General features: G+C 72.1%; 5 protein-coding genes. 1 reads left to right on the forward strand and 4 read right to left on the reverse strand.

Annotated features, from left to right (window positions below; genetic code table 11):
* The 3 genes from B8460_RS13090 to B8460_RS13100 all read right to left on the reverse strand — a co-directional run.
* The coding region (locus tag B8460_RS13090; RefSeq protein ID WP_048862049.1) for a carboxyl transferase domain-containing protein at positions 1-679 on the reverse strand (679 nt) is incomplete at its 3' end.
* The gene (locus B8460_RS13095) at positions 680-1,177 is read right to left on the reverse strand and encodes an acetyl-CoA carboxylase biotin carboxyl carrier protein subunit (protein ID WP_052945240.1); all 498 of its coding nucleotides are present in this window, start codon (positions 1,175-1,177) and stop codon (positions 680-682) included. It abuts the gene before it with no gap.
* A 1-nt stretch (position 1,178) separates the two neighbouring features.
* The gene (locus B8460_RS13100; RefSeq protein WP_048862050.1) at positions 1,179-2,654 is read right to left on the reverse strand and encodes an acetyl-CoA carboxylase biotin carboxylase subunit; all 1,476 of its coding nucleotides are present in this window, start codon (positions 2,652-2,654) and stop codon (positions 1,179-1,181) included.
* A 119-nt stretch (positions 2,655-2,773) separates the two neighbouring features.
* On the opposite strand from B8460_RS13100, the gene B8460_RS13105 reads away from it, so the two are divergent.
* On the forward strand, positions 2,774-3,973 hold the full coding sequence (locus tag B8460_RS13105) for an acyl-CoA dehydrogenase family protein (RefSeq protein WP_148360599.1): 1,200 nt from the start codon (positions 2,774-2,776) through the stop codon (positions 3,971-3,973).
* A gap of 12 nt (positions 3,974-3,985) precedes the next feature.
* Here B8460_RS13105 and B8460_RS13110 read toward each other — a convergent pair.
* The coding region (locus B8460_RS13110) for an SDR family oxidoreductase (protein ID WP_048862052.1) at positions 3,986-4,686 on the reverse strand (701 nt) is incomplete at its 5' end.

Genomic DNA, 4,686 nt, shown 5'->3' on the forward strand with positions numbered 1-4,686 from the left:
CCTCCTCGCCCGTCGCCGCCTTCACCAGCGGCGGGCCGCCGAGGAAGATCGCCCCGGTGCCGCGCACGATCACGTTGTAGTCGCTGAGCGCCGGCACATACGCGCCGCCCGCCGTGCAGTGACCGAGCACCACCGCGACCTGCGCGAGGCCGAGGCGCGACAGGATCGCCTGGTTACGGAAGATGCGGCCGGCGTGATAGCGGTCGGCAAAGAACTCCGCCTGCAGCGGCAGGAACCCGCCGGCGCAGTCGCACAGATGCACGACCGGCAGCCGGTTCTCGATCGCGATATCGAGCGCGCGGACGATCTTCTTCGCCGACAGCGGATACCACGCGCCACCCTTGATGCTGGCGTCGTCGGCATGGACCATCACCTCCCGCCCGGCGACGATGCCGATGCCCGTCACCTGCCCGGCGCCCGGCACGCCGCCGTCATAGGCCATGTTGGCGGCAAGCGTGGACAGCTCCAGGAATGGCGTGCCCGGATCGAGCAGGGCGTCGATGCGGTCGCGGACATACATCTTGCCCTGCCGCGCGAGGCGGTCGAGATCGGCGCGCGGACGCTGCGTGCGCACCTCCGTCTGCCGCGCCTTCAGCGTGTCCGCGAGCGCGCGGTTATGCGCGGCGTTGTCGCGGAAATCCGCCGCGTTCGTGTCGAGGCGGGAGGCGATGCGGCGCACCTAGCGCTCCGTCCGCAGGGTCAGCAGCGCCGCGTCGCGCTCGAACGTCTGCCCGGGCGCGACATGCACCGCGTCCACGATGCCGTCGCGCCCGGCGCGGATCGCGGTCTGCAGCTTCATGCTCTCGATCGTCAGCAGCACGTCGCCGCGCCCCACCGCATCACCCGGCCCGACCGCGACCGACAGCACCACGCCCGGCATCGGCGCGCGCGCCACGTCCTCCGCCCCGCCCTGCGCCGCGACCTCGTGATACTCGGCGGGATCGCGATAGCGCAGCGCATACGCCCGGCCGTCGATCTGGATGTGCACGACGTCGCCGTCCGCCACGGCCGCGACCGGCACCGTCGCGCCATCGATGGTCAGCGTGCCGCGCCCGTCCGGCCCGAGCGTGAGAGCGACGGCGGTGGACACGTCGTCGCACAGCAGGCGCCAGCCCTCGCCGTCGCGCGCGAGCCATGCGTGCCAGACCTCGCCCTCGGTCTCGAAGACGTGGCGCATGTCAGTTGCGCCAACCGCCGATGGCGGCATGCAGGTCCGGCACCGCGCGCGCCGCGTCGAGCACGGGGGGCGACAACAGGCAGGCGACGGCGAGCAGCCGCCGCCGCACCGCCGCGTCCGCCACCGGCTCCGCCGCCAGCGCAGGCGTCGCGTCGAGATAGCCGGTATGCACCTCGTTGCGCGCGTAACCGGGATCGTCGAGCACGCGGGCGAGAAAGGCGGCATTCGTCTCGCAGCCGAGCAGCACGAGATCGGCCAGCGCCGCCCGCGCCCGCGCGATGGCGGCCGGGCGGTCGGGCGCGTGGACGATCAGCTTCGCGAGCATCGGATCGAACGCGGCGCCGATGCGCTGCCCGGCGGCGATGCCGCTGTCCACCCGCACGCCGTCCGGCCAGTGCAGCGACAGCACCCGCCCCGTGGTCGGCGCGAAGCCGCGTCCCGGCGCCTCCGCATACAGGCGCAATTCGATCGCGTGGCCGGCGGGGCGCACCGAATCCTGATCGAACGGCAGCTTCAGGCCGGCCGCGACGCGTATCTGTTCGGCGACGAGGTCGAGGCCCGTGACCATCTCCGTCACCGGATGCTCCACCTGCAGCCGCGTGTTCATCTCCAGGAAGTAGAACGTGCCGTCACCGGCGATGAACTCCACCGTGCCGGCGTTGCGATACCCGGCGGCGCGGGCGATGCCGGCGGCGGCGTCGCAGATGCGCGCGCGCGTCACCGCGTCGAGCGAGGCGGCCGGGCTTTCCTCGATGATCTTCTGAAAGCGCCGCTGCACGGAGCATTCGCGTTCGTGCAGATGCACCACGTTGCCGTGCGCGTCGCCGAGGATCTGCACCTCGATATGGCGCGGCCGTTCGACATAGCGTTCGACATACAGCCGCGCGTCGCCGAAATAGCGCCGCGCCTCGCCGCGCGCCGTCTCCAGCGCGTCGTCGAGGGTCGCGAGATCGCGGACGATGTGCATGCCCTTGCCGCCGCCGCCCGCCGCCGGCTTGACCAGCAGCGGCGGGCCGAGGGCGCGGGCGCGGGCGGCGAAGCCCGCCGGATCGTCGTCCTCGATCACCGACGGCGCCACCGGAAACCCGGCGGCGGCGACAAAGGCGCGGGCGCGCACCTTGTCGCCCATCAATGCGATCGTATCGGCTTCGGGTCCGATGAAGCACAGCCCGGCCGCCGTCACGTCGCGGGCAAAGGCGGCGTTCTCCGACAGGAAGCCATAGCCGGGATGGATCGCGCCCGCGCCCGCCGTCCGCGCCGCCGCGATGATCTGCGCGCCGTCGAGATAGGCGGCGACCGGCGTCGGTCCGTCGATGCGCACCGCATGGTCGGCGCGCGCCACCGCCGGGCTGTCCGCGTCCGCGTCATGATACATGATGGCGCCGCGCAGCCCGAGCGCGTGCAGCGTGCGCAGGATGCGCACCGCGATCTCGCCCCGGTTGGCGATCAGCACGGTGTCGAACGGCAGCCGGCTCATGCGCGCATCCCTCGGCGGCGGCGGATCGCGCGGCGGCCGGCCGGCCCGCGCTTGCCCCTCGACGGTCGAGTGAATACCGTCCGGTACAACGCGTCAATCACCGTGGGGGACAGGGCATGATGGACCATCCGGCGAACGACGCGGCCGATCCGGGGCAGCGTTTCGGCCTGTCGCTGCAGCAGCAGGAAATCCTCGATCAGGCGAGCCGCTTCGCGCAGGCGGAGCTGCATGGCCTGCAGGGCCGCATGGATGACGAGGAATGGTGGCCGCCGCACGTGATGCCGCGTCTGGGCGAGCTGGGCTTCCTCGGCGTCACCGTGCCGGAACGCTACGGCGGCGCCGGCAGCGACGTGTTCACCTCCGGCCTGATCACGCAGGGGCTGGCGCGGTGGAACCCGGCCGTCGCGCTGAGCTATGCGGCGCACGACAACCTGTGCGTCAACAACATCTGCCGCAACGCCGATGACGCGCTGCGCGCCCGCGTGCTGCCCGGCCTGTGCGACGGCAGCGCGATCGGCGCGCTCGGCCTCACGGAGCCGGGGGCGGGATCGGACGCGCTCGGGTCGATGGCGACCACGGCGCGGCGCGACGGCGACGACTACGTGCTCAACGGGCGCAAGCTCTACATCACCAACGGTCCGGTCGCGGACATCCTGCTCGTCTATGCCAAGACCGACCGGGCGGCCGGCGCGCGGGGCATCTCGGCCTTCGTCGTCGAGCGCGGGATGCCGGGCTTCGCGGTCGCGCAGAAGCTCGACAAGATGGGATTCCGCGGCAGCCCGACGGCGGAGCTGGTGTTCGACGACTGCCGCGTGCCGGCCGCCAACCGCGTGGGCGCGGAGAACCGCGGCGTCGCGGTGGTGATGAGCGGGCTCGATCTGGAGCGCGCGATCGTCGCGATGATCGACCTCGGCATGGCCGAACGCGCGCTCGATCTCGCGGTCGACTACGCGCGCACGCGGCGGCAGTTCGACCGCCCGATCGGCGATTTCCAGCTCGTGCAAGGCAAGCTCGCGGAGATGTACACCACCGTCGAGGCGATGCGCGCGCTGTGCTACCGCACCCTCGCGGAGGCCAATGCGATGGCCGAGGACGCGGGCGGCCGCGGCGAGATCCACAAGCTGACGGCCGCCGCGATCCTGTTCGCCGCCGAGGGATGTTCGCGCGTGGTCAACGATGCCGTGCAGGTCCACGGCGGCATGGGCTACATGCGCGAGACGGAGGTGAACCGGCTGTACCGCGCGAGCAAGCTGCTGGAAATCGGCGCCGGCACGACGGAAATCCGCAAGGTCATCATCGCCGGCGAGTTGCTGCGCTGATGCCGAGCGGCCTCACGGCGGCGGCGGGGCGAAGTAGTCGGGCCGCCCGGCGGTCCATTGCTCGCCCCACATCTGATGCCCGCCGTCGATCGTCAGCACCTCGCCGGTGACGAAGCCGGCGGCGGGACTCGCGAGATAGCAGCACGCATCTGCGACCTCCTCCGGCCGGCCCATGCGCAGCATCGGGTTGGACCGGTGGAACGCGGCCCGCGCCTCCGCCGGATAGACCGCCATGCCTTCCGTCTCGATCGTGCCGGGCGCGACGCAGTTGACGCGTATGCGATAGGGCGCCCATTCGACGGCGACCGTCTTCGACAGGTGGATCACGCCGGCGCGCGCCGCACAGGTATGCGCGATGCCGGGCATGCCGCGCGCCACCACCGCGACGACGTTGACGATCACGCCCGGACACGCGCCGTCGCGCCAGCGTCGGGCGGCGGCCTGCATCATGTACCAGGTGCCGTTGAGGTTGGTGTCGATCACAGCGTTCCAGCCCTTGGGCGAGAAGTCGATCGCCGGCTGCGGGAACTGCCCGCCCGCGTTGTTCACCACCACGTCGAGCCGCCCGAAACGGCCCCACGCCGCGTCGAACAGGGCGGCGACCTGCGCCGGATCGCGGATCGTCATCGGCACGACCAGCACGTCCGCGCCGGCCGCGCGCAGCGTCGCGGCCGTCGCCTCCAGCGCTTCCGCGCGTCGGCCGCACAGCACGA

Origin of the sequence: Acidisphaera rubrifaciens HS-AP3 (genome assembly GCF_000964365.1) — a bacterium.
Taxonomy (GTDB): Bacteria; Pseudomonadota; Alphaproteobacteria; order Acetobacterales; family Acetobacteraceae; genus Acidisphaera; species Acidisphaera rubrifaciens.